At 47.7% G+C, this 25,643-nt stretch carries 26 protein-coding genes; 4 read left to right on the top strand and 22 right to left on the bottom strand.

The annotated features are described in order from the left end of the window. The 8 genes from WB308_RS00225 to tlyA form a co-directional block, all read right to left on the bottom strand. On the bottom strand, positions 1–424 hold a 424-nt coding region (locus WB308_RS00225; protein WP_424187801.1), incomplete at its 3' end, for an NAD-binding protein. Beyond that, positions 421–1,980, bottom strand: a complete 1,560-nt coding sequence (locus tag WB308_RS00220; protein ID WP_424187799.1) for an ion transporter — start codon at positions 1,978–1,980, stop codon at positions 421–423. The genes WB308_RS00225 and WB308_RS00220, both read right to left, overlap by 4 nt. Positions 1,981–1,988: 8 nt before the next feature. Next, positions 1,989–3,416: an Asp-tRNA(Asn)/Glu-tRNA(Gln) amidotransferase subunit GatB gene (gene gatB, locus WB308_RS00215; protein ID WP_424187797.1), complete on the bottom strand. Its 1,428-nt coding sequence runs from the start codon at positions 3,414–3,416 to the stop codon at positions 1,989–1,991. A gap of 12 nt (positions 3,417–3,428) precedes the next feature. Then, a complete protein-coding gene (locus WB308_RS00210) occupies positions 3,429–3,983 on the bottom strand; it encodes a thiamine phosphate synthase (protein WP_424187795.1) in 555 nt (184 codons plus the stop codon). Then, on the bottom strand, positions 3,980–4,258 hold the full coding sequence (locus WB308_RS00205; RefSeq protein WP_424187793.1) for a hypothetical protein: 279 nt from the start codon (positions 4,256–4,258) through the stop codon (positions 3,980–3,982). Before WB308_RS00205 ends, WB308_RS00210 begins: the two co-directional genes overlap by 4 nt. Positions 4,259–4,267: 9 nt before the next feature. After that, a complete protein-coding gene (locus WB308_RS00200) occupies positions 4,268–4,945 on the bottom strand; it encodes a F0F1 ATP synthase subunit A (RefSeq protein WP_424187791.1) in 678 nt (225 codons plus the stop codon). Positions 4,946–5,004: 59 nt separating this feature from the next. Next, positions 5,005–5,832: a bifunctional riboflavin kinase/FAD synthetase gene (locus WB308_RS00195; RefSeq protein ID WP_424187789.1), complete on the bottom strand. Its 828-nt coding sequence runs from the start codon at positions 5,830–5,832 to the stop codon at positions 5,005–5,007. Next, positions 5,813–6,523 carry a 23S rRNA (cytidine-2'-O)-methyltransferase TlyA gene (tlyA, locus tag WB308_RS00190; protein ID WP_424187787.1) on the bottom strand — a complete coding sequence of 237 codons (711 nt, stop codon included), beginning with the start codon at positions 6,521–6,523 and terminating at the stop codon, positions 5,813–5,815. The genes WB308_RS00195 and tlyA overlap by 20 nt, the downstream gene beginning before the upstream one ends. A 74-nt stretch (positions 6,524–6,597) precedes the next feature. Between tlyA and WB308_RS00185 the strand changes: the two genes are divergently transcribed. After that, positions 6,598–7,791, top strand: coding sequence for an NAD(P)/FAD-dependent oxidoreductase (locus WB308_RS00185; protein WP_424187785.1), 1,194 nt, complete (start codon positions 6,598–6,600; stop codon positions 7,789–7,791). Here WB308_RS00185 and ligA read toward each other — a convergent pair. From ligA to WB308_RS00160, 5 genes are all read right to left on the bottom strand, one after another. Then, positions 7,717–9,834 (bottom strand): NAD-dependent DNA ligase LigA, encoded by a 2,118-nt coding sequence (gene ligA, locus WB308_RS00180; RefSeq protein WP_424187783.1) that lies wholly within the window; start codon positions 9,832–9,834, stop codon positions 7,717–7,719. The two genes, WB308_RS00185 and ligA, sit on opposite strands and share 75 nt — an antisense overlap. A gap of 101 nt (positions 9,835–9,935) precedes the next feature. Continuing rightward, complete coding sequence (locus tag WB308_RS00175) at positions 9,936–11,591, bottom strand: diguanylate cyclase domain-containing protein (protein ID WP_424187781.1); 1,656 nt, start codon at positions 11,589–11,591, stop codon at positions 9,936–9,938. Between the two features lie 118 nt (positions 11,592–11,709). After that, positions 11,710–12,138, bottom strand: a complete 429-nt coding sequence (locus WB308_RS00170; protein ID WP_424187779.1) for a hypothetical protein — start codon at positions 12,136–12,138, stop codon at positions 11,710–11,712. Between the two features lie 217 nt (positions 12,139–12,355). Continuing rightward, the gene (locus WB308_RS00165; RefSeq protein WP_424187777.1) at positions 12,356–12,646 is read right to left on the bottom strand and encodes a type II toxin-antitoxin system RelE/ParE family toxin; all 291 of its coding nucleotides are present in this window, start codon (positions 12,644–12,646) and stop codon (positions 12,356–12,358) included. Further along, positions 12,636–12,941: a hypothetical protein gene (locus WB308_RS00160; protein ID WP_424187775.1), complete on the bottom strand. Its 306-nt coding sequence runs from the start codon at positions 12,939–12,941 to the stop codon at positions 12,636–12,638. Before WB308_RS00160 ends, WB308_RS00165 begins: the two co-directional genes overlap by 11 nt. Before the next feature lie 628 nt (positions 12,942–13,569). Between WB308_RS00160 and WB308_RS00155 the strand changes: the two genes are divergently transcribed. After that, positions 13,570–15,270, top strand: coding sequence for a protein adenylyltransferase SelO (locus WB308_RS00155; RefSeq protein WP_424187773.1), 1,701 nt, complete (start codon positions 13,570–13,572; stop codon positions 15,268–15,270). A 393-nt stretch (positions 15,271–15,663) separates the two neighbouring features. Here the strand turns inward: WB308_RS00155 and WB308_RS00150 are convergent, their stop codons facing one another. The 9 genes from WB308_RS00150 to WB308_RS00110 all read right to left on the bottom strand — a co-directional run bounded on the left by WB308_RS00150 (position 15,664) and on the right by WB308_RS00110 (position 23,905). Continuing rightward, complete coding sequence (locus tag WB308_RS00150) at positions 15,664–16,164, bottom strand: hypothetical protein (RefSeq protein ID WP_424187771.1); 501 nt, start codon at positions 16,162–16,164, stop codon at positions 15,664–15,666. Positions 16,165–16,426: 262 nt separating this feature from the next. Next, a complete protein-coding gene (locus WB308_RS00145; RefSeq protein WP_424187769.1) occupies positions 16,427–18,646 on the bottom strand; it encodes an endonuclease MutS2 in 2,220 nt (739 codons plus the stop codon). Further along, the gene (locus WB308_RS00140; RefSeq protein WP_424187767.1) at positions 18,643–18,972 is read right to left on the bottom strand and encodes a hypothetical protein; all 330 of its coding nucleotides are present in this window, start codon (positions 18,970–18,972) and stop codon (positions 18,643–18,645) included. Before WB308_RS00140 ends, WB308_RS00145 begins: the two co-directional genes overlap by 4 nt. Positions 18,973–18,975: 3 nt before the next feature. After that, on the bottom strand, positions 18,976–20,286 hold the full coding sequence (murC, locus tag WB308_RS00135) for a UDP-N-acetylmuramate--L-alanine ligase (protein ID WP_424187765.1): 1,311 nt from the start codon (positions 20,284–20,286) through the stop codon (positions 18,976–18,978). Next, entirely contained in the window at positions 20,283–20,747 is a 465-nt protein-coding gene (locus WB308_RS00130; RefSeq protein WP_424187763.1) for a hypothetical protein, read from the bottom strand. The genes murC and WB308_RS00130 overlap by 4 nt, the downstream gene beginning before the upstream one ends. Further along, on the bottom strand, positions 20,735–21,880 hold the full coding sequence (locus WB308_RS00125) for a succinyldiaminopimelate transaminase (protein ID WP_424187761.1): 1,146 nt from the start codon (positions 21,878–21,880) through the stop codon (positions 20,735–20,737). Before WB308_RS00125 ends, WB308_RS00130 begins: the two co-directional genes overlap by 13 nt. Before the next feature lie 84 nt (positions 21,881–21,964). Beyond that, entirely contained in the window at positions 21,965–22,666 is a 702-nt protein-coding gene (locus tag WB308_RS00120; RefSeq protein WP_424187759.1) for a nucleotidyl transferase AbiEii/AbiGii toxin family protein, read from the bottom strand. Continuing rightward, positions 22,659–23,042, bottom strand: coding sequence for a helix-turn-helix domain-containing protein (locus WB308_RS00115; RefSeq protein WP_424187757.1), 384 nt, complete (start codon positions 23,040–23,042; stop codon positions 22,659–22,661). The genes WB308_RS00120 and WB308_RS00115 overlap by 8 nt, the downstream gene beginning before the upstream one ends. Positions 23,043–23,110: 68 nt before the next feature. Beyond that, positions 23,111–23,905: a polysaccharide deacetylase family protein gene (locus tag WB308_RS00110; protein ID WP_424187755.1), complete on the bottom strand. Its 795-nt coding sequence runs from the start codon at positions 23,903–23,905 to the stop codon at positions 23,111–23,113. Positions 23,906–24,054: 149 nt separating this feature from the next. Here WB308_RS00110 and WB308_RS00105 point away from each other — a divergent pair, with 149 nt between their 5' ends. Further along, entirely contained in the window at positions 24,055–24,516 is a 462-nt protein-coding gene (locus WB308_RS00105; RefSeq protein WP_424187753.1) for a MarR family winged helix-turn-helix transcriptional regulator, read from the top strand. Then, positions 24,513–25,643 (top strand): efflux RND transporter periplasmic adaptor subunit, encoded by a 1,131-nt coding sequence (locus WB308_RS00100; RefSeq protein ID WP_424187751.1) that lies wholly within the window; start codon positions 24,513–24,515, stop codon positions 25,641–25,643. The genes WB308_RS00105 and WB308_RS00100 overlap by 4 nt, the downstream gene beginning before the upstream one ends.

Raw genomic sequence — 25,643 nt, 5'->3', positions numbered from 1 at the left:
CTTCCGTTACCGTCGGTTTTTCGAGAATTTCGGTGATGACATTGGCGGTGATTTGCAAAATAGGCATCACCTTGTTGGCCCCGGCACTTTTCATTTTTGCCGCACTCTCGTGATCCCCCGCCAATGCGATAATCGGAAGATCCTCGAAAATGGAACGAAGCGATATCGTTAAAAATACATTCTCCGCATCATTCTCCAAAGCACAAAAAACAATCAGACTCTCCGTATCAAACCGTTCTTGAATCATGTTCCAATCTTCACTCAGATCAAACAGCTCTGCTTCAAATCCTGCTTCCTGCGCTGCGTGTTGTTCCGTTTCACTCAACACAAACACAACGAACGACCCATATTCAGGGGCGATCTGAAAAGCGATCTGCTTAGCGTATTCGTTAAAACCGAACACTATGGCACTTTTGTAACTCATCGTTTCCTCTTTTTGCGCATCAGTGCTTTGAATTCATCAATCAAGGAACGTGTCCCCACGACAATCGCCACATCTCCCGCTTCAATCGCAAGTGTATTGGAAGGGTTAAAGAAAAACGACTTACCCGTTTGTTTATAGACCCCCAAAAGAATAAGCCGTTTGTGAAAAAGGGGGAGTTTGGCACTCTCAAAAAGTCGTGTGGCCATGAGCGCATCCAAAATAACCTCTTCGATAAAAACACCGCTGTTTTCAGATCTGAGGGCATGAATGACCTCAAATGCTACCGGTCTGCCGCTCACCTCTTTAGACATCAGTCCAATCAGCTCTTGGGTATAGACGATCTCATTGATCCCGGCTAGAGCGAGTTTGCGACGGTTTTCATGATGGAGCAATATCGACAGTAACGGGACGTGCTTGGTGATTTCTCGGATCGTCAATGCCGTATAAACATTCAAGACATCGCTCTCTTCGAGCAAGATTGCGGCAATCACCTGAGATTCGAAATCGATCCTGAGCGCATGATAGGAGTGCAACGAGGCAGGGTCATACGCGAGTGCAAGAAATCCCTCTTTTTGTGCTTCGAGCACCCTCTCCTTGTTGCTCTCTAAGATGACCACCTTTTTATCATTTATCTGAAAACGGTGCGCTACCTGATGGGCTAAAGGGCCGTATCCGCAAATCAAATAAAACTGATCGATCTTGGATACGTCATCGATCAGTTTGTCCTCTTTGATTTCATCCAGCTTTTCGGTAAATGCCGATACCACGATCGAAGTGGCAAACGAAATGACGGCGATCCCCGCTACGATAATCACCATTGCTACCGTTCGCCCCTCGGTCGTTACGGGGACAAAATCACCGTATCCGACCGTAAAAATCGTCACCACCGACCAATACACCGCATCAAAGAGGGTATTGATCGGTGACGCGGGATTGTTTGCTTCCATCACGTAAATCAGGACGGAAGAGACGGCGATGATGACGCTGGCAAATACCCCGAGGGTCAAAATTTCAAATTTTTTGGAAGCGAGAATCGAAACGAACTGCGTCAGACTTTTCGCATACCGGAAAAGCTTAAATACCCGGAAGAGGATAAACACACGCAATAATCGCATTTCGTGGAAAAACGGCATGATGGCCAGCAGATCAATGATGGCCGCGGGAGAGAAGACAAATTCCGATTTGGTCACAATAATACGCTGTACGACGTGTAAAAGTTTAAACGGGCGCTGCAAAAACAGATCGTGCTCGTACTGCTCGATAATCGCTTTCGAATTATCGCTATATACCCACAATCGCACAAGATATTCCGCTAAAAAAATCAAAGAGATGACGTAGTTGTTGAAAAAAAGCCATTCCTGGCTGACGTCATATTTAACATGACGGATCAAAATATAAACACTGATGACAATCAGCATGATCATCGTGTAATCAAAAAACTTTTTGTAAGGGTACGCAGAGTTTTCGAGAAGGTTATAGAAAAATTTCTTGATATGCCGATAACGCGCGGACGCGTGGAGATAAAAAGCGATCCCGACGATCAACCGGCCTATCACACTAACTCTTATTGCGCTAATTTGGTTTGGAGAATTTCATTCAGTGTATTCGGATTCGCTGAACCTTTAGAGGCTTTCATCGCCTGACCGACGAAGAAACCGAACAGTTTATCTTTCCCCGACTTGTACTCGGCTACTTTATCGGCATTGGCATGCAAAATCTCATCGATCAACGCTTCGAGTGCACCGGTATCACTCACCTGTTTGAGCCCCAGTTTTTCGATCACATCGTCAATATCGCCGCCGTTTTCGAGGAGGTAATCAAGCACCTCTTTCGCCGCTTTACCACTGATAACGCTCTCTTCGATTCTTTTCACAAGAGTTCCGAGCATCACAGCACTGATCGACGAAGATGAAGGAGTTACTCCGCCGCTCAAACGCCCTTGGAGTTCAACGGTGAGCCATGTCACCGCGTTTTTCGCACTGATCCCCTGCTCCAACATTTCTTCAAAATAGTGTGCTGTCTCCAATTCTGCAGTAATAACCGACGCATTATAGTCGTTGATTCCAAATTCGTTTACGAAACGCTCTTTTTTCGCATCGGGGAGTTCGGGGATATTGCAGACATCGGCATACATCGCATCATCGACGATCACTTTAAGCAAATCCGGCTCCGGGAAATAGCGATAATCGGCTGCTTCCTCTTTACCACGCATGGAGCGGGTCTCTTGTTTCACTTGGTCAAACAAGCGGGTCTCTTGAACGATTTCACTCTCATAGGTACCGTCTTCCCACGCTTCCTTCTGACGTGCTACTTCCAGCTCGATTGCCCGTTGGATAAAGCGGAAGCTGTTGATGTTTTTGATCTCGACACGGGTGTAGAGTTTCTCATCTCCCTTAGGTCGGATAGAGACGTTAACGTCGACACGGAACGATCCCTCTTGCATATTGGCGTCACTGATGTCGATGTAACGGACAATGGAGTGAAGTTTTTTGAGATACAAAATCGCCTCTTCAGCGGAACGCATATCGGGTTCGGATACGATTTCGAGCAGCGGCGTACCCGCACGATTTAGATCGACTTTAGAGATCGACCCCTCGTGGATATTTTTCCCCGCATCGGCTTCGATATGGGCGCGGTTGATACGGATCGTTTTGTGGCTTCCGTCTTCGAAATCGATGGTCAGTTTCCCGTGTTCGACAACCGGGGTGTAGAGCTGAGTGATTTGGTACGCACTCGGGCTGTCGGGATAAAAATAACTCTTGCGATCAAAGAAGCTGGTGCGGTTAATCGTCGCCCCTACCGCCGTACCGAACATCCCCGCTTTACGGACCGCCTCTTTATTCAGAACCGGAAGTGCCCCTGGAAGTGCCAAACAGGTCGGACACGTGTTGGTGTTTTGGGTGTGGTTAAAGCTGGTAGGGCATGAGCAAAATAGTTTAGACTGGGTATTGAGCTGGACGTGAACTTCCAAACCGATAATGGTTTCAAACATAACGAAAATTCCTTAAGGGATAAAATATCTAATCGATGCAAAGCCGTATGCACCCGTAGTGGATACAGCATTTATCTGCTCGCAGGCAGTAATACCGCCCAACGCAAAAATAGGTACTCTTATTTTATCCACTATTTCTTTTAAATCCTCTAAACCCTTGGGTTCACCTTTGGCAGGGGAGAAAAAAATCGGGCTGTAGGTGATCGCATCGGCACCGAGTTCTTGTGCTTTGAGTGCTTCATCGTGAGTATGGGTACTGATAACGACATATAACCCCTGTTTTTTCGCCTCAGCTATCTCGTCAAACTGCGTCCCGGTGAGATGCACCCCATCAGCTCCTAATCCTTTAGCAAGAGTATAATCGCCGTGTAAGAGTACTTTTGAAATACCATAACTTCGACATACTCGGATAAAGCTCTGTGCGAGAATCGGATAATCGGATGTTTGTTTGTCTCTAAATAGGGCAAAATCGGGGATAGTCTTGGACAATACGGCATTTAACGACGATTCCAGCGAATCGCGACTGCTGCCGTAAAATGAAGGGTCGGTGATCAGATAACTTTTCACGTGTCCGTTGATGGTGCTTTTACTGTATCTCGAATCTCTTCGAGAAGTTGATTTTGTTTTGCAATCATATCGTTGCGATCGCGCGCCATAGACATCGTCTCTAAGACCAACAGCAAAAACAGCGCCAAAAAGATAAAGAGGAAAGTGAACATCAAAGCGGGGACAATACCGAGGAAAACGAAAGATTGAAAAGTGACCCATGCGCCTACAATGACGAAAGCCCATGAGACACCGCCAAGGAAGCTTAAAAGTGCGTCGAACGTACTTCGCTTCATGGGACGTTCTTAGTGGTCGTCGTGAAGAAGAACCGCACCACCAAGGTAAACGTAGGTGAGCATCATGAAAATGAACGCTTGCAAGAATGCCATAAAGGTAAGAAGTGCAAATGGGATCATCGGGAGCAACCACGGAGCCAACATCAAGATGACCATCAAGAACATATCATCCCCTTTAACGTTACCGAACAATCGGAAGCTCAAAGAGATAACACGAGAGATATGCGATACGATCTCGATCGGGAACATCAACCATGCCAACCACCATACAGGACCCATAAAGTGCTTGAAGTAGCTGATGATACCGTTACGACGGATACCTTCGAAGTTATAATATACGAAAACAACCAATGCTAACGCAAGGGTGAAATCCAAAAATGCACTCGGTGCTTCAAAACCGGGAATAATCCCGATAATGTTTGCGATACCGACGAAAAGACCGATAGTCGCTACCAGAGGAAGATAACGACGTGCTTCCGCTTTACCCATAACGTCAGCACCCATTGCGAGTACGCCGCTCAAGTATGCTTCCATAACGTTTTGCGCCCCTGATGGAACCAAACGTAGATTTGAAGTCGCCATTTTCGCAATCACGAGTACAATAGCCGCTGTGAGCAGCATGTGCGTGAGGAAAATAAAGCTGTGGTCATGGCTGTAAAGGCCAAAGAAGGTAAACAACTCACCCATATGAAGCGTTCCTTTGCATAGAAAATTAGCGGGATTTTACCCTATAGCAGATTAAATTCCTATAAACTCAAATGAAGGAGTTCCCGCCGTGCGTTTAAAATATCATCATCGATTGCCTTTTTAAGCGCTTCGAGAGACTCAAACTTTTGATTTTTGCGTAAAAATTTGACAAAGCTGATCGATCCCCTCTCACAACTGCCGATGTTTTCACCCAAAATATGACTCTCCACGGCGTAACTTCCGTCCGTGGTTACCCGATGTCCGACAAAGACGACGGAAGGGTGAAAATGTTCCTCCGCATCCAGACGGGTGAGAGCCGCATAAACCCCTTCATAGGGGAGCAGATACCCAGGACATTCGAGATTGATCGTGGGGACGAGATCCGTTTTACCGATCCCCTGCCCTTTGATAACGGAGCCTTTAATCGTGTAATTGTGTCCCAGAAAACGATTTGCTCCGCTTAGATCACCGATTTGTATTTTAGAACGGATTTTATGGGAATGGACGGAATCGTTTTCGATGCATACCTGATCGATCACTTTTATTTCCCCCTCAAACAGTTCTCCCAAATTGGCGTGAGAGTAGCGGCGGTTTTTCCCAAAATGGAAATCGTATCCCACGACAATTTTACGCAGATGGGGAAACCGCTCTCGCAGCATGGCCACAAATGCTTCCCCTTCCAAATGGCGGATATCATCAAGTGCATAGTAAACAATAGGATAGTGGGTGTAATGTTCACGTTCGCTTCCGGGGGTCAGGTTGGCATATCCCGTCTCGATGACGACAATCGCCCCGTTTTCCCCTAACGCATCAAACAACCGCTGATGACCGACGTGCATCCCGTCAAACCCACCGATAGCGATGGCATTAACCTTTGACAAAGCCATAGCAGGTCTCCTGATTTCCCTCTTTGCCGCTGATATGGGCAACCTCTTTGGCTACCAGCTTCCATCCCAAAAGCGCACAGGTGTCCTCAAATCGGATCATCGCTTTTCCTATCGCTTTATCATCTTTGACAACGCCGTTTTTATCTCTCTTCACTTCACGCCCCACCTGAAACTGCGGTTTAAAAAGGAGGATAATGTAACGTGATGCCAGAGCATCAATCGATTCGAGAATCAGCTCAAGAGGTATAAACGCCACATCGCATGTGACCAAATCAAAAGACTCCTCACTGTTAAACGTACGGATATCGGTATTTTCATGGACACTGACACGCGGGTCGCTCCGCAAGGAAGGGTGGAGCTGATCGCTTCCCACATCGACACACGTGACACTCGCAACACCGTTTTCCAAAAGGATTTGGGTAAATCCCCCGGTGCTCGAACCGATGTCAAGGGCCCGAAGCCCTTTGATGTTCCATTCGGTATAGGGGAGGAATCCTTTGAGTTTAATGGCGGCGCGGCTCACGTACATCTCGGTATCGGCTACCTCGACCACCATCCCCTCGACGACGTCCAAGGAAACTTTATCGACAATTTTTCCATCCACACTTACTGCATTTTCTTTTATGAGCTGCTGCGCTTTATTACGGCTCTCAACCAACCCATTTTCTACCAAATAGCTGTCTAATCTCATTTATTTCCTATCTCTGTTAAAAGTAAAATTATATCCTTTTCCGCTACCATTGCACAAAAATTTCAGGGGCATTTGTGAAAGCAACACACGTAGTCGTGATCGGCGGAGGATACGGCGGGATTCGTGCCGTCGAACATCTATCAAAGCATACGAACATCACCGTAACCCTGATCGACCAGAATGCATACCATTATATGCAGGCTGAAGTATACGATTTTATCGCCAACAAGGTGGATATGTCCCATGTGATGATCGACCTTCCCTCTTTATGCAAAAGTTTCAGAATGGTAGATTTTCTCTGTGATGAAGTGAGCGGTGTCGATACGGCGTCCCATACCGTTTCTACCCCAACCCAAACGATCCCTTACGATTATCTCATCATCGCGACCGGAAGCCGAACCTATTTTCCCGATTTTATCCCCGGTCTTCGCGACTATGCTCACGGCGTCAAAAGCATATCGGCTGCTTTGGATTTCAAACAACAGTTTGAACGGGCCCTTCTAAACCGTATCGAAGCCCAAACGGACACCTGCGATGTTGAACCTTTTAATATCATCATCGGCGGAGCCGGGCTTTCGGGTGTAGAGATCGCTGCAGAGATGGCGGCGTATGCAAACCGTTTTTATCAAAACGGCAATTTCGGATGCCGCGGGATCGATGTTTACCTCATCGATGCGTATGAGACGATCCTCTTTGGTATGGATCCGTTTTTGATCGAAAGCGCACATGAAAGACTCATCAACCTGGGTGTCCACGTCTGGCATAACAACCGTATCAGCGAAGTGCGCGAAAAAGAGATTCTTCTCGACAACGGCAAACACCTTAGTTTTGAGTTCATGATCTTTACGGGTGGGATCGCCGCATCGACCCTCACCCAATATCTGGGGTTTGAAACCAATGCCAAAGGGCATTTGATCGTTGATGAGATGCTGAACATCCCTGCACACGAGAATATCTACGCTATCGGCGACATTGCCCAGGCACTCACTAAAGAAGGAAAATTCATCCCTCCGACCGCCCAGCTTGCCGAACGGGGTGCCGAACATGCCGTAGACAACATCCTGCGCTCACTCAACAAAAAATCGAAACGGCCGTTTCATTTTAAAAACCAGGGGGTAATGATCGCCCTCGGAGGCGAATACGGAGCCGGACTGCTCCCCGGAGGGATTAAGGTCAAAGGGTATGTCGCCTATTTAATCAAAAAGACTATTTTTGGGCTCTATTCTAACCCCTTGCGCCGTCGAAGCGCTATCGGAAAGAGAAGATAATTCTTTAGCTGGATTCCCGCCTTCGCGGGAATGACGATCTCCGTCATACCCGAAGGGCACGAGAACCTTTTTAAGGTCCTCGGACTTGATCCGGGGATCCATCTTTTCTCTAAATTCAGACTCGGTGAGCAACGTCACCCCCAGTTCTACCGCTTTATCGTATTTGCTCCCCGCATCCTCGCCGTACACGACATAATCGGTTTTTTTGGAAACGGACGAGGCAACTTTCGCCCCCAACCCTTCAAGAATTTCTTTGATCTGATCACGCGGCACAGACATCGATCCCGTGATCACGACACTTTTCCCTTTAAACGGGTTCTCTACCGCTTCCACTTTGATCGGAGCGACGGGATTTAAAATCGTCCGTAATTTCTCGATCTTATCTCCATTGACACGGGAAAATTCGAGGATCGATTCGACCATCTCACCCCCGAATCCTTCCAACGCCAAAATTGCTTCGCGGCTTGCCGTATCAAATGCCGTACCGAATGCACCGCACAATGTTTTAGAGGCTACTTCTCCGATATGCTCGATCCCCAACGCATTGATAAAACGCCAGCAATCGCACCCTTTAACTGCGGCAATCGCATCGATCAAATTACGGCTCTTTTTCTCTTTGAACCCTTCTAACGAGAGGAGCTTATCCATCGTAAGGCTAAAGAGGTCACTCACCTCATGCACCATCCCCGCACTGTGGAGCGCTTCGACGATCTTGTCTCCCAATCCGTCGATGTTGAGGCATTGTTTGGAGGCGAAATAGATGATCGAGTTCACCACTCGCGCTTCACACCCCATGTTTTGGCATTTGATCAACGCTCCCTCATCCAAAAGCTCGCTTCCGCACACGGGGCAATGGATCGGGCGCGGGATGATCTGCTCGCTCCCCGTCCGCTCGGTTGTGATCACCTTGACGATTTTAGGGATAACGTCGCCGCTTCGAAGAATGATGACTTTATCCCCGATGCGGATGTCTTTACGCTCTATCTCATCGAAATTATGAAGTGTTGAGCGCTCTACCGTTACCCCCTCGATATCAACCGGCTCGACGATCGCCACGGGGGTAACGACGCCGCTGCGCCCCACCTGCAGTATGACCTCTTTCAGAGTTGTCAGCTTCTCGATCGCGGGGAATTTGTATGCCGCTGCCCAGCGGGGGTTTTTCACCGTATAACCCAGTTCGTCCTGAACACTGATCGCATCGACCTTGATCACCATCCCGTCCAGCAGCATCGCGAAATTATCCCTCTCAACGCGCATCTCATGGTAAAAGCTCTCGATTTGATCCGCACTCTCACACAAATGGGTCATATGGGGATTTCGGAATCCCAGCGCATAGACCCACTCCATCCGCTCGGAGAGGTTTTTGATCTCCAGCGTATTGGCTCCGATACCGTAAGGCATAAAGACCAAACGGCGCGACGCCGTGATACGGGTATCGAGCTGACGGAGGCTCCCCGCCGCCGCATTACGCGGGTTGGCAAAAAGGCTTTCTCCATTTTTTAAGCGTTCTTCGTTAATCTTCTCAAAATCCTCTTTGAAGATCACCACTTCCCCCCGAATCTCGATCCGCCCCGTATAGTCGATACGAAGAGGGATCGACTGGATCGTTTTGGCGTTTTGAGTGACATCTTCCCCTTCGACACCGTCTCCGCGCGTGATCGCCTGTACAAGAGCCCCGTTATCGTAGATCAGGTTCAAACTCGCCCCGTCAAACTTCGGTTCACAGTAAAAGCGGACATCCCCGTACCCTTTGGTGATACGGTTTACCCACGTCTCCAACTCATCTCGGCTAAAAAGATCTTCGAGGCTCCACATACGACTCAGATGCTGCGCCTTGTCAAACTTGTCCTGAGGGACATCCCCTACCCGCTGTGTCGGTGAATCGGAGATGATCTCATCGGGGTGTTCAGCCTCATACGCCACGACATGGTGATAAAGGATATCGTACTCCTCGTCGGTCGTGATCGGATCGTCGAGGACATAGTAGTGATACGAGTATTTTTGGAGTTGTTTTACGGCGTTTTGGTATTCGGTTTGCGTCATTTAAATTCTCATCTTTAATCGTCTATACAAATATTTTTATGATTTTACGCAAAACTAGATAAATATGTCTTTCTGCTATTCATGGCGTAGTATTTGTGAAATTATTCAGGCAAGAAAAAACTAATCTTATTTCTGCCCGACTCTTTGGCGGCATACATTGCCGTGTCGGCATTCTTGATTAAATCAACGGAGCTACTTGCGTCGGCGGGGAAGATAGCAATGCCAACGGATGCTCCTACATGGAACACGTCACCGAGAATTTCCATAGGCTCATTTATCGAGCTGACAATGAGGTTGGCGATAGACGTAATTTCGTCTTTTCCTTTGGGATTGTTTAGGACAACGATGAACTCGTCACCGCCCACGCGGGCCACGGTATCTGACTCTCGCACCAGTGCCAGGAGCCTTTTCGCTACTTCCTTTAACAGGGTGTCCCCGACGTCGTGACCAAACTGGTCATTTACGAGCTTGAATCCGTCAAGATCAATAAACATCAGCGCCAGATTGCATTGTTCACGATTGGAATTGATAAGTCTTTGGTTTATCCGATCCATCAGCAAAGTACGATTCGGCAAGTCGGTCAAGGCATCATGAAAAGCCAAGTGCTTTATGTGTTCATCTTTACGCCAAAAAGCAGTAATGTCGCTGAATACCGATACATAGCGTATAGGTTTGCCGTCCGCATCGCGAACCATGCTGATGGTCATACGTTCCAGATAAAGGTCCCCGTCTTTACGTCGGTTCCATATCTCGCCGTTCCATCGCCCCTTCGTTGCTATCTGCGTCCACATGGAGGTATAAAATGCCCGGTCGTGCCGGTTAGATTGAAGAATCCGGGGGTTATGTCCGACAGCCTCCTCGGCCGTATAGCCGGTTATCTCGGTGAAAGCCGGATTGACCGACAAAATAATTCCATCGGCATCGGTGATCAGGACACCATCGAGCGTGTTCTTAAAGACGCATGCGGCCAGTTCGAGTTTCGCCTCGGTTTCTTTGAGAAGGGTCACCTCGCTGGACTGAATCGCAAATCCTTTGACCGTACCATCAGCATCGAAATCGGGGATATAGTGCCCGATGATATGACCTACCTTTCCACTGGCTTTGTTCAGAGTCCGCTCAAAACGCTGTTGTTCGCCGGCCAGGACTCGGTGAATATGGGGCTGATTCAGGGCAAACAGGTGTTCGCCTGCCAAATCTCGGAACGTGATACCGACAATCTCCTCGGGCGACTTTCCGAACCATTCACGATAAGCATTGTTAGCATAGCGGCAGTGTAACTCCCTGTCCCAATAGCCGATCATATTAGGTAGGTTATCAACGATGGATCGGATGAATTGCTCACGTTCGGTACTGCTCTTCGATACGAATTCAGCCTGCTTGAGTGCTTTCTGAGTACGATGCACGGCTTCGACAAGATAGGCGATCAAACTGGAAGTGAGGGTGAAAATAGCCATTTCCAGAAGGTCAAAGCGATTCTCAATAAAAGGGTGCGCAGCAAATAACGGCCACAGAAATGTGACCGTAAAACAGGCAAGCACGGTTGCCAGTAACCCGGTGTAAAATCCCGCATACAGGGCAACAACAATCACCGTAGGATAAAATGTCAGCCAGGCGAGTTCCGACCCTAACACTTGTAGCGGCCATACCCTCAAGCCGGCGGCCAAGCTTACCAGTACGAGTGCCGCGAGAAAATGTTTGAGGTGTTGTGAGGCCGTTGCTTTATTTAGCCACTGACCTTTTTTCGTTATGACCTTCATGTTTTATCTTTGGACATAGTCTTTCGAGCTCCGATACTACTCTATGGCTACCATTTGGCTAATTTGTTCTCGCTTTTTCTAATTAACGTTTAACATGAGCAATCAAAAAGCTTATTTTTTAATCTCTTTCATGCTTATTGCCATGACCTTTGTTCCCATGATCATCACCCCTGCCTTTGCCCTGGTTATCATGCCCGCGGTCACGGTGTTTTTCTTGATAACGCGGAACATACTCACGTTCGTACCAGTCATCATGCACAAATAAGACCCGCTCGCCGCAGGCGTTATATTCATGACAGTGCTTCTTCCAATTTTTGGCGTGGCCCGGCGGGACACGCAGATAGACTGGCGGGCGATTCATCGGTATCCCCCGCTCAACGATTATCGGTTGGTGGTAAAGCACCCTTGGTTGCGGGAAGTCGCCAATGTCAAGTCGGCCATAAAAGCCGGGCTGGCCGATACTAACCGAAACACCTACATCGGCAGCAAGTGCCTGAGCAGTGAGAGTGGCAGCGGCAATTACCGCTGGTATGAGAAAACGCTTCATCATGACCCCTTTTTATGTAATATCTTTTTTACTATAACATAAAATTACATATTTTCATATATTTTGCTAGATCATCCGTCTTTCCGGCATCCTTGGAAGCAAAAGTGCGGGAGTCTCGCGAGCGATTTGCCGGAAAGTCGAGGTTTATTTGGTAACAATCTTTTCTTTCCAACGGATAGATACTTCACTCATGATGTGACCTGATATTCAGTTTGTGTCATTGTTCACTCTCATCTTTGTAATCTTCATATTTTGTCAGTGCAAACACTTTTATCTCATCATCTTTGATTTTATAAATGATTGTATACCCTTTAAAAATCAAATCACGGATATTGTCATCGTTATAATGAATCGAGCGACGGCAACGATAGGGAAAATCGCTGAGGCTGTAACACTCACGTAAAACCTCTCGACGAAACGTATGCGCCGCACTTCTTTTATCCTCGGCAATCTTTTCCAAAACAAACTGAAGTTTGGCGATAAAAGAGGGGAGAATTCTAACGTTCATACGAGTCAATAGTCCGTTCGAGATAAGCATCTACTTCTTCGATAGAATAGCTCCGTGAACTGTCGATACTCTCATGCGATTTTTGAAGATACTCTTTTTCGCTCATTGTGTTCCAATAGCGATAATCACGGAGTTGTTCATATTCGAGTGCGCTGAGGACTACTGCTTCGGGTTTGTTGTTTCGCAGTACGCAGATTTTATCGACTTCGTGGTTTGCGAGTTTGGAGAGGACTGCACCGAAATTTTTTGCGACATCGGTCGAACTCATCAGTTCGCTTGGTTTATAGGCTACCATCGTAATCTCCCGTGTAATCTTACGGAATATTATACACAAAAAGAATATATCCTTTTCTTTTTAGTAAAGAAAAGAACGAAAAGAAAAGCGCCCTCACCCCAGAACGCTGGCGGTACGCTTCACCCTACGGCGAGCGACCTTGCTCTGGGTATGGTGTGAGGGCAAAACTATTAGATAGCAATGATTTTCGCGGAATGCGAAAATAGATAAAATCAAAAATCTCCGCGATCCAATACCTAGAGCCGGCTCTTTTCAAAGAAACATTTTGCTTCGCAAAAGCGGTTCCCTTGTTTTGGTACTTTTCTGGCTAAATGTCAAGCAACATTTAAAAATGAGCATCGGGGCCTTTTTGGTCGTCTTTCCGCTGATACGCTATCGGATCAGGATGAGGATTCCGGTTCGGTATTGGATCGTCTGATTCACCTGAGCCCCTAATCTTGTACAAAATAATTAGATTCTTTTGCTGTCTCTTGTTTGACTTTCCACCTATATAATTCGACTTATTTACTGATGTAACACACTTTTTTGGCAAAGCCCATAAAGTGGCAGGGACAAATGTCCCTACAACCCCCTAAAGCTACCCATATCTGTCGGATATGGCAGAAAAAATTTGATTGAGGTGAACGCGATGGATGACACTTCTGCACCTGTAAAAACCCTGAGCGATCTGGCAAACTTGGCAGATTATTCGCTCACAGACACCCTTACCCCGGATCCTGAGGCGACGCGTGATGGTATCGACCACGCTCCGCGGCAAGTCTTCTCCGGGCACTATGTCCCCGTGAACCCTACCCCCATCAAAGACCCCCGCTACATAGCCCACAGTCAGACTTTTTTTAAAGAACTGGGCTTCGATGACACCCTGGCGACCTCTGAGGATTTCATGCGGATGTTTTCAGGCGATGCTTCAGAGCTTCCGAAGCCTTTACGCACTCATGGCTGGGCGACGGGCTATGCCCTCTCCATCTACGGCACCGAATACTACCAGCAGTGTCCCTTTCAGACCGGCAACGGTTACGGTGATGGGCGTGCCATCTCCATCCTCGAGGCCAATATCAACGGCCAGCGCTGGGAAATGCAGCTAAAAGGGGGCGGAAGAACCCCTTACTGCCGCGGAGCCGACGGACGTGCGGTACTGCGTTCAAGTATACGAGAGTTTTTGGCACAAGAGCATATGTACGCACTCGGCGTACCGACTTCACGTTCATTGACGCTCTACACCTCGAAATCCGAGACCGTAAAACGCCCATGGTTTAATCAAGGTTCCTATTCCCGAGACCCCGAAGTGATGATCGAAGAAGATGTCGCGATCACTACACGGGTGGCTCCTTCGTTTCTTCGGGTGGGTCAGATCGAGCTATTCGGCCGCCGCGCCCGCAAACAGGAACACCCCAAAGCCCTCGAAGAGCTGGAACAGATCGTACTGCACCTGATTGAGCGCGAATACAGCGACGTCATCGAGCCTCTTTTACCGCTGGAAGAAAAAGTGCTCTTGCTTGCTATTCACTTCCGCAGCCGCCTCACCTCACTGGTGGCCAACTGGATCCGCGTAGGCTACTGCCAGGGCAATTTCAACAGCGATAACACTGCCGTAGGCGGATTTACCCTCGATTACGGCCCGTTTGGCTTTATCGATATGTTTGACCCGAAATATCAGCCTTGGACGGGTGGCGGAGTCCACTTCTCATTTCTCAATCAGCCTCAGGCGGCGGAGCGCAATTTCCATATGTTTTACTCGGCACTCAAACCGCTGGTAGCCTCCAACCCCGATGTTGCGGCTCAGCTTGATGCCATCCGACAGGGCTTTGATAAAGTAATGGATGAAAAAATGGAAAAAATGTGGGCGGCAAAACTGGGTCTTCGCACCTTTGATGAACCGCTCTTCCGAGAGCTCTTTATGCTGATGGTGCAAACGCATGTCGATTATACGATCTTCTTTCGTGAACTCTCGTCATTACCGAAGGAGATCAGCCCTCTTCAAAAAAGTTTCTATGATGAGACATTTCTCACTGAAGAGCTTCTCAAACGATGGACAGAGTGGCTGGAAAAATGGAAATCGCTCATCGATGCCGCTACCTCAGAAGAGCGCGCGAGCCTCTCAGAGCAGATGAAACGGGTTAATCCGAAATATACACTCAGAGAGTGGTTCCTCGTCCCCGCCTATCAGCAGGCCGAAAATGGAGACTATACGCTGATCCATGAACTGCAGGAGGTGATGACTCATCCCTACGATGAGCAGTCGATCGAAATCGAGGAGAAATACTACAGAGCAAAGCCCGCCCATTTTTTTGACATCGCCGGTATATCCCATGTGAGCTGTTCGTCGTAACGGCGAATCAATAAGTGTCAAGTTTATAGAGGGCATTCCAAACCCTTCATACTTTTCTGTTTAGCCAGAAAAGTACCAAAAGAGCATACCGCGATCCATGAACGCTCGCTCCTCCCGACACGACTGCCTTCGGAGCGGCTCTAGGTAATGGATCACGGGAATTTTTTATGTAAATATTTTCGCGTCCCGCGAAAACAATCGGCAAACAGTCTTTCCGGCATCCTTGAAAGCCGCATGTGGAGGCAGCAGTGCCGGGAACATGCGAGCGATTTGCCGGAAAGACGAGGTTTTTTGGGTTACTTTTTTTGCCGGAACAAAAAAAGTGACGAAGGCTTTAATCAGAGAAAAGTCTGCATTCCCAACGAGGACATTGGGAATAAGGAAAAACCATGTTCAGTTTTCTAAAGCTTCATCAATAAGTGATTCATCCATTAATGAATCTAATTTATTCGTTATAGCACTGATTTTACTGGAAAGTTCAACAAATACTTTTCTTTGCCTCTCATCATTGATTGGTAAAATCGATTTACGCCGTTTTTCTAGAGATTCCAAAGATGCAGTAAGTGAATTTATTCGTGCAGTTTTTACCATTGCATCTGCCTGTTTAGCTAACGCCTTTTCAGATCTTTCTTGGGCATTAGCAGACTTCTGCAGTTCTTGCCTTGTCAATGACAATTCAGTTCTCTGCAACGACAATTCCGTTCTTTGAAGTAAAATAGCGTAGATTACTCCCAAAAAAGCGAATCCAGAAAAAAGAGCATTTACTGCACCAAACATATCTCCAAACGTACCACGTTCTTCAAAACTTCTATCACCTAAAAGCAGCCAACTCAAACTCCAAAATGTTATGACTATAATACTTGCACCCAAAATGATTTTTGAATCTTTATTCATACTTTCCTCTTAAAATATTCCTCGCTACTATTCTCATAGAATAGGAGCTACATAGTATTCATTTGGTTTCTCTCTTCTTGAACTGGAGACAAGCGAGAAAATACATATCCACATTAAATAGAAACAACATATTTTTAAATATTTTACAATAGATATAAGGAAATTTACAAAAGATTATTTAGAACAAATTAGAAGATAACGGAAAATTCAGTTCCCGTCTATACGGGAATGATGAAAGGCTGCAAAGGTATGATGAGAGATATTAAAGCCTCACCACTTTCGCTCCGAATCCCCCCATATGCGCAGGCGCATCGCTAAAGCTTTTGACACTCGGATGGCCTTTGAGAAACTCTTTGACCGCATACGAAAGTTTCCCCGTCCCGATCCCGTGATAGATCAACACCTCGTCAAATCCCTGCAGCAGTGCGTCAGAGAGGAACTTATCCATTCTCTCGCACGCCTCTTCCCCTCGAAGTCCGTGAAGATCAAGTTTGAGACCGCTTTTTTGCTCCACCTGCATCGTATGGGTGGTTTTGGGCTTTTTCGGGAGATTTCCGCTCGGTTTGAGATCAAGGAGTTTGACTCGTAACCGCATCCCCTCCACCTCGATCATCGCATCTTTGGCTCCGACACTCACTATCGTTCCGCGCTGGTTACGATATTTGACCGCCTGCCCTACTTCGTATTTTATCGGTTCGGGTTCGGCGATTTTAGGAACTTCGACTTTAGGGAGTTTCGCCTGCGCACGGTTTAGCTGTCTATGGATGGCCGCCATATCATGCCCTCGCGCCGCCTCTTTGGCTTCGCGGATCGCTTCGTCATAGCCGGAGCGAAGTTTTGCTTTCTCTGCATCGAGTTCTGTCCGTAGGTGTTCCCGCGCCTCTTTGAGCGCTGCTTCCTGCGATTTGAGCGATTCGAGTTTCTCGTCCACCTCGCGGTTTTTACGTTTGAGTTCACGTTCCAGTTCGCTCCCCCGCTCGATGAGGACACTCAGTTTTTCGTGGTTTTCGCCGTAGAGCGATTTGGCGCGGGTGATGATGGCGGGGTTGATCCCATAGCGTGACGCCGTCTCAAAGGCATAGCTCTTACCGATCACCCCCTGCAAAAACTCATAGGTCGGGAGACGTCGTTCTTCGTCATACAACGCCGCCATCAGCTCCACGTCGTCACGATCGGCCATCAGTGCGGCGAGACGTTTGTGGTGGGTGGTGACGATGATCTTTTGACCCCGTTTGATCAGCTCATCGAGGACGATGGCAAAGAGTGCCGCCGCCTCGTCGCTATCGGTTCCCAACTCGATCTCATCGACCCCGACGAGGGCGCTTTTGTGCTCGAAGAGATGGCTAAATTGCACCATCCGCCCCGCAAAGGTGGAGATGTCGTTGCTCACACTTTGGGGATCATCGATCACCGCTTCGATCCGCTTGAAACTCCCGATCCGTGATTTGTGGGGGTTGATCTTCATCGGGATGAGATATTTCGCCATCAGAGACGCTGAGAGGAGCGATTTGAGGAGCATCGTTTTACCCCCCGCATTCACCCCCGTAATCATCAGGAGGTTGGAGCGAAAATCAACACTGATCGGTTTGGGTTTATGGATGGCGGGATGAGAGAACTCTTCGAGGACGATATCGGTGTTGTTTTGAGGTTTTAGGATCGCAAAATCACGGGCACGGGCAAATAACACCCGCGCCTGATAATGGTCAAATCGGTCGAACTCGCGATCACAAAATCCGATAAAGGGGACGAGATTGGAGAGCTTCGCGCTGAACCGCTTCGCGTACTCATAAAGCTTGGTTTCCCGCTCTTGCAATACATAACGCAACTGCTCTTTGGAGCGGAGCACCGAATCGGGGGCAACGTAGAAAAATCCCGCCCCCGTCCGTCCGACGACGGAGCCTTTGAGGACGTGGTTGAACCCGCCGCGCACCAAAAGGGTCTCTTCGTCGTTAATATAGTGGATCTGGGTATCGACGAGATAAGGGGTCAGTTTTTGGGTATGAAAGAGGCGCTTGATGGAGTCGTTGATCTCCGTTTTGATCGCTTTGATCCGCTGCGCGATTTTATGGAGCTCTTCGTCACGCGATTCGATAAAGTTCCCCTCATGATCGAAATACTCCTCGATCTCGGCAAACGGTTCAGGGATGATGATCGTCCCCATCCATTCGCCGATAAGCCCTGCGAAGTTGTGGTTGCGCATCAGACGAAAATAGCGGACAACTTTTAGAAGTTCGTGGATCTCTTCGAACCGCAAAACCCCCTGCTTTTTGAGATGATTACTGATCGTTTCGAACCCTACACTTTTGGGCGGGGCTTTGAATTCCAGTGCATCGAGGGCTTGTATATAGCGGAAATGACGTTCCTGATCTCCGGGGATAGCGATGTTTTGTTCACGTGAAAAAAAGTGCTCGAGTGAGGAAATATGGGGAAGAAGATCGAGTTTGCCGAAAAGTTCGGAAAGGTTAGCAGAGAGTCGGCTCATTGACACTCACGGGCATTAATGATTTGCTGATAATGTTTTGTCCCCCGATTGCCGACAAAACTCTGGGTTCCCACACTGTATCCGAAGGTGGTGCTGTTGACCTCTATCCCCTGACACACCAGTGTTTCTCCCCTCTCATACTTCAGCTCGATTGCACTCACTTTTGCACGCTCACGATCACTTTGGATGTTGTAGGCTATTGCCGCCGCAATAACGAGCGTTACCACGAGCGATATCATCCCTTTTTGTTTTCCGTTAAGCTCCGTAAAATAGTGCATCAACGCAAACACAAGGGCGACGATTCCAAACCAAAAGAGGTAACCCATAACTTATTTGGTCCCTCTGAGCTGATAGGTCAAATCTCCCGCCCCGAATCCGACGATGAGATCGTGATCATAGGTTTTGACGACCGCATCACCGATCATCGTTTCAATCGTATCGCCCGCACGGTGGAGTTTGTCGCTCATTGTGAGATCATAATGGCCGAAGCGCCCTATAAAATCGATCTCACGCGCCTCTTCGCTCGCCGCCCACACCGGAAGGATAACAAGTTCGGCACACCCTTCGAAACACTCGACGAACGCATCGAGGTTATCGATCGTTCGCGAATATTTATGCGGCTGCCAGATCGCAATGATCCGTTTGAACCCTTTGAGTTCCGCATAGATTTTGAGCGATTCCATCGTCGCTTTGATCTCGGTCGGATGGTGAGCGTAGTCGTCGATGATGACGCGGTCTGAGCCTTTAAAAATCACGTCAAAACGTTTCTTGATCCCTTTGAAATGGAGGATATTAGCACGAATGGCCGCGATGCTCATCGTCTGAGCCGCCGCTAAAATCGCCAAGCTCGCATCCATGGCGATATGCTCGCCGAATCCCCACACTTCGAATTCTCCCATGTTTTTGAGGGTGAAGCGGGTATAGGGCTCATCATCGATCAGGGTATAGCGGATATTGGTGATATCCTGGCTCGGGTACAGACGGATGGCTTCACACTCAAGCGTCGCCATAAACGGATCTTCCGCATTGATGACACGGATCGGTGCCATCTCGACGAAACGGCGGTAGGCGTTATGAAACTCGTCGATATTGTAGTGGTAATACTCCATGTGCTCCGGCTCGGCGTTGGTGACGATCGAGCAGTAGGGGTTGGAGTTCAAAAAGCTTCCGTCGCTTTCATCCGCTTCGAAAAGCATCACGTCGGTACTCCCGTCGTAGCGGACGTTGGAGCCGAAATCTTTGGACTCCGCACCGATGATCGCGCTTCCACTCATGATCGAGGCCAAAATCGCCGTCGTCGTACTTTTACCATGGGCTCCGCATACTGCGTACACTTTTTTCTCTTTGAGGATACGCAACAGTGCATCACGGCGATGGAGGACTTCGATCCCTCTGTTTTTGGCTTCGACTACTTCGACATTCGTATCACGGATAATCGCCGAGTGAATCACCAAATCACACCCCTCAGGGATATTTGCCGCATCGTGTCCAATAAAAACTTTGATCCCCCGATCGATAAGACGCTGCGTGATATGGGTTGCTTTCATATCCGAACCGCTCACCTCATGGCCGCTGAAACGCATATATTTGGCGAGTCCTGAAATGCCGATTCCGCCGATCCCGATAAAGTGGATTTTCATTGTGAAATTTCCTTTTTGAAAAAACTGATATAAAATTTTCCGCCCTCTTGGGTCGCGACCATATCAACATACTCGTCGATAAAATCATCAAACGGGATTTTTGCGTCACACCCTGCACGATGAACGCTCATCGCCGCACTAAACGCCTCATCATTACTGATCCCGCCGAGTACTTCGAACAATGCACTCGCATCGGTAGCTGAGCCCGCACTGTAATGTTCGATCGCGTACTCATATAAAGCTCTGAGCGTTGCGAAATCCTGTACTTCGTTCATGTCAAGCTTTTCCATATTTTCAAGGGTATTGGTGAGCCGTTCCAATGCCAAATCGAGGATATTGGCATAATAGGCCATCAAGGTATCTTCATCAAACGTCTCATGTGCCTGTGCTTCGAGGACGTATAAAGAGGCGATATCCCCCTCGCTCTGCGCTTGGAAAATTTTATCTTTTAATTCTTGCATGACAGTGCCTCCTTTAGGCGGTTAAGTGCTTCGATCGTACGTATTGTCTCCTCAACGAGGGCGATGCGGATATAACCGATACCGGGATTTTCCCCTGACGCATCGTCACGTGCCAGAAATTCCCCCGGCAATACCTTGACGTTGTAGTCGCGATAGAGTCGTTTTGTAAATTCGAGAGCGTTAGGAACTTTTAGCCAGAGGTAAAACGTCGCATCAGAGGTTGCAATCCCCAAAATCTCCTGCGCCGCTTTGAAATTCTCTGCATAGACGGAGCGGGCACACTCGACATGTACCTCATCCGCCCATGCCATTGCTGAAGCCGCTTGCAAAGGTAGAGGCGAAGCGCATCCGACATAGGTTCGGTACTGCGCGTACCCTTTTAAAATCTCAGCATCCCCCGCGATAAATCCGCTGCGAAGTCCCGGTGCAGAAGAGCGTTTGGAGATCGAGTTGATGACGAGGACGTTTTTAAACGCCGTATTACCGACGTAAACCGAGGCTTCGAGGAGCGAAGGGACCTTTTCGGCCGTATAAATCTCGCTGTAGCACTCGTCGTTGATAAGGCAGAAATCGTGTTTGAGGGCGAGTTTTACCCATTCCCCCAACTCTTCGAGGCTCAATACGGAGGCTGTCGGGTTGTTCGGGAAATTCAAAATCACGAGGTCGCATTCAGCGAGTTCCGCTTCGTTGATGATCGGTTTGAAGCCGTTTTGCTCCGTCAGATTCAGATGAATGACACGTGCGCGCGACGCGATCGCCGCACCCTCGTAAATCTGATAAAACGGGTTGGTATAGGCCATGACAGGGTTTTGTTTGTCAAACAAATAGTATTGAGGGAAATTAAAAAGCACTTCCCGTGTTCCGAAAGAACTGATAAGCTCGTTTGGCTGGAGCTTCACCCCAAAGCGGCGTTCGACAAATCCTCTCATCGCCTCATTGAGATACGCTTCGCCCGCCGTTTTCGGATAACGGCGAAGCTCTTCGGAGTGCTTACAAATCGATTTTTGGATAAAAGCGGGAGTCTCAAACTGCGGTTCCCCGATGGTCAAAGCGATCGGAGAATAGGCACTATTAGGGGTGATTCCCTCTAAAAGAGAAGTGAGTTTTTCAAATGGGTACGGTTCAAAATGCAAAGGACGGTCTTTGTAATGGAATTTAATAGATATATTATAGCGATTTAAGACTGTAAATTGATTATGGTTTACGGCAACCGATCCTTAAAAATTTTCAATCAACCTTGAACACTCTTCCAAAATCATATCGGGAGCCGTTTCCGCTATAGTTTGATATTCGTCAAAAGGCTCCACAATCTCCGTTTCATACCCGTATTTTTCCCTATTTAAGCTATTTATCGCACTTTGCAATGTTTTGATATTTTCAATACTCACCGCACCTTTTTCTACTATAGAAACCAAAATATTCGGCTCTTTTGAAAGCGCAACCGCAATATCGATAATATCTCTCGTTTTGTTTTGAGCATTTCGAAAAACAATCTTTTTTGCAATGATGTCCGAGATACTTTCGACATAAATATCAACCGAAAAAAGCTCCCGCGACGAATCGATCAAAGGAGGCTCGATAAAATCTGCCGCAACGAGAATATCGACTTTGATATTATTATTGGATAAGAGACCGACATGGTGAGCTTGATCGATATACTCACTGGCATTAAAATGGCGTGATTCCTCAATCCATGTTTTCGGACTCAAATAGTTCAAAACTTGCTGATCGATAGCAAACAAATCGATATCAAAACTTTTACGGTGTTGGAAATGATAGATAGCGAGAGCCGTTCCTCCTCCGAAGCGTAAGAGGGAGCTGTTTTGATTTGGTAGATACCCGAATCGCTCTTCGATCAACCATCTGAATGCGTTAATCTGCTCTCCGTAATGTTCTCGGATAAAATCAATATTATCCATTTAAAATTTTACTGAGACTTTTCTTCGGAATGCGATAGTAGGTTGCAAACGACATAATCTCTTCGTGAGTGGCTTCCGTTTTGATCACATCGAGCGCGTACTTTTCAACCGATGTTTCAGGTTTATTTCCCGAAAGAAGCTTTTTAATATCCGAAGCCTTGAGATGTTTTTTGGTATTTCCGATAGAGCAATTCACCGTTGCCAGTAGCATTTTCGGTGCTTGTTTTTTCGTCGCATCTTTTATAAATTGTAGTGCAGCCTCTTTGGGCATTGCAGTGAGGATCGCCGCAAGATTTTTCTTTTCAGGATTTTTTTTCCAATCATGCAAGGTCGAAGGAGGTACACCGAGCAAGGATGCAATCTCTTTGGTTTTCATGATGCTCTCCTTTTTGATATTTTACAAATTATACGAATATCGGATAAAATTGTCAAATATTTAGAAGATTAATACTTCACGACCTCTTGTTTATCTTTCGGCATCCGATCTTCCGTACCGTTCACCATCCCCTCGAACGCTTTGATATCGTGTTTACTGACCACCATATAGCGGCCCAACGCCATCGCATTATCCCCCGATGAGGCGTGTTGTCGATCGATCGTAAACGCCGCCGCGTATCCCCATTTTTTGGCATCAACGAGAAGAGCGTCATCATAAATTCCAAACACCCATGCAAGGTATTTGATCTCGTGTCCCATACGCTCTTCGAGTTTTTTCTTCGCGCCGCCGAGCTGTTTATCGACGAACCTGGCGTACTCTTCGCTCGTGAGTTTTTTCTTCTCTTTTTTGAAATTCGGATGCCAGTAGGTGTGCGACTCGACACGGAACAGTTTCGTCGTCTCTAATTCACGGAGCTGTTCCCAGTTCATCGCGTACTTAGCATTCGAGATCGCACTCGGATAGATAAAGAGGGTGACGGGGATGCGGTATTTTTTGACGACGGGAGCCATGTCGCTGTAGACGCTTTTGTGTCCGTCATCGACGGTGATGACGACCGATTTGGCGGGAATCGATTTCACCTCTCCCCGAAGATACGCGGCGGCAGTATCAAGGGGGATCACGGTATACCCGTTGGCTTTGAGCCACGCGAGCTGTTCAGTAAACGCGGAGGTTTTAATCGTCATCGAATCGGCCACCTCGGTGCCGAAACGGTGGTAACACAAAATGGGAACTTTTTTCTCAATCGCTGCTCCCCACACAACGCTCATCACAAACACCCAAACCGACACAAAACGAAACATTCAAACCGCCCAGTAGAAATTAATCGGATTATAGCGCAGCCATGCAACTCCTGCGTTCATATTATTAACAAATTATTCTTGACATATCAGCCGTATATGACTAGAATTCGCCCAATTAGTTGCATAATCAACTATTTCAGGAGTTACTTATGAACCGATGCGAATGCCCGACCGAAGAATCGTTAGGGTGTCTTACCAATCTTTCCGCTATGGCCGCACGAAACTATCTTACCCGTCAACTCGCGTTGCACGGAATCGATATGACGATTGAGCAGTTTAAAGTTATGGTCGTTTTGTGGAAAGAAGGGGTATCCACCCAGCAAACCATCGCCGATTTTGTCGGCAAAGACAAAGCCAGTGTCACCCGTCTGATCGCCGGACTGGAAAAACGCTCTCTGATCGGACGTGCTACCGATAAAAACGATAAACGGTGCAACCTCGTCACCCTTACACCGCAGGGTGTCTCGTTGGAAAAACCGACGATGGAAGTTTTAGATGAAGCAACACGCTATCTCCACCGAGGTATCGATCCCGATGAACTCGCCATTACGCTGCGTGTTTTGAAGCAGATGTGCCAAACGTTAAATTACACACAAAAGGAATCCGAATGAATCGCCTCTCTACCCTCGCCCTCTCTTCTGTTTTGCTCATCGTACTCAGCGGATGCGAACGCCCAAAAGCCAAAGGGATGGAAAAGCCCCCTGAAGGCCCCGTCCCCGTTACTACTACCGAAGTAAAAACGGGCAATTTCCCGGCCCTTTTACAAGCAACGGGGCAAACACAGGCTTTCAATACCGTACAAGTTTTCGCACGGGTAAACGGATACCTCCAAAAACGCTCTTATACCGAAGGTTCAGCCGTAAACAAAGGAGATACGTTATTCGTTATCGATCCAAGCGATTTAAAAAACTCTCTTGAGAGTGCCAAAGCTTCTTATGAACTGGCATCCGCGAATCACACCAATGCCAAAGCGGTGCTGAAACGTATCAAACCCCTTGCCGATGCCAATGCCGCAAGTCAGCAGGATCTCGACACCGCAACGGCCAATGAACGCAACACCGCCGCCGCACTTATGGCGGCTAAAGCATCGCTGGAGCAAGCCAAACTGAACCTCAGCTATACCAACGTCAAATCCCCTATCAGCGGGTTTGTCGATAAATCGAAAATCGATGTCGGTACGTATGTCGCGAGCGGGGCAAACGGGTTGCTCACAACCGTGTATCAAACCGATCCGATGTACGTCAATTTTACCTTTACCGAAAATGAAAAACTTGCCCGACAAAATGCGATTGCCAGCGGTAAACTCACCACCCCGAAAGACGGTAAATACGAAATTGAACTTACCCTCAGTGACGGGACAACGTTAGCACGCAAAGGCTCTATCAACTTCATCGCACCGTTCGTCGATTCGACCACCGGCAACATTACCTACCGTGCCGTGATTGATAACAGTGACCATAAACTTCTCCCCGGTCAGTTCGTCCAGGTCAAAGTCAAAGGGATGGAGTGGAAAAATGCCCTCTACGTTCCCCAAAAAACCCTTCTCACGGGGGATAAAGGGAAATTTGTCTACGGCATCGAAGCCAACAACACCGTCACTCCAAAGCCGGTTATAGCGGGAGAGTGGGTCGGTGAAAATATCCTGATCGAGAGCGGTGTCAATGCCGGAGATAAAATCGCCGCAGACGGCCTGCCTAAACTCAAACCGGGAGCGGAAATCATTCCGAATGCGAAATAA

It is taken from the genome of Sulfuricurvum sp. (genome assembly GCF_049587615.1).
Lineage (GTDB): Bacteria > Campylobacterota > Campylobacteria > Campylobacterales > Sulfurimonadaceae > Sulfuricurvum.
This window is presented reverse-complemented; position numbering and strand designations above follow the sequence as displayed.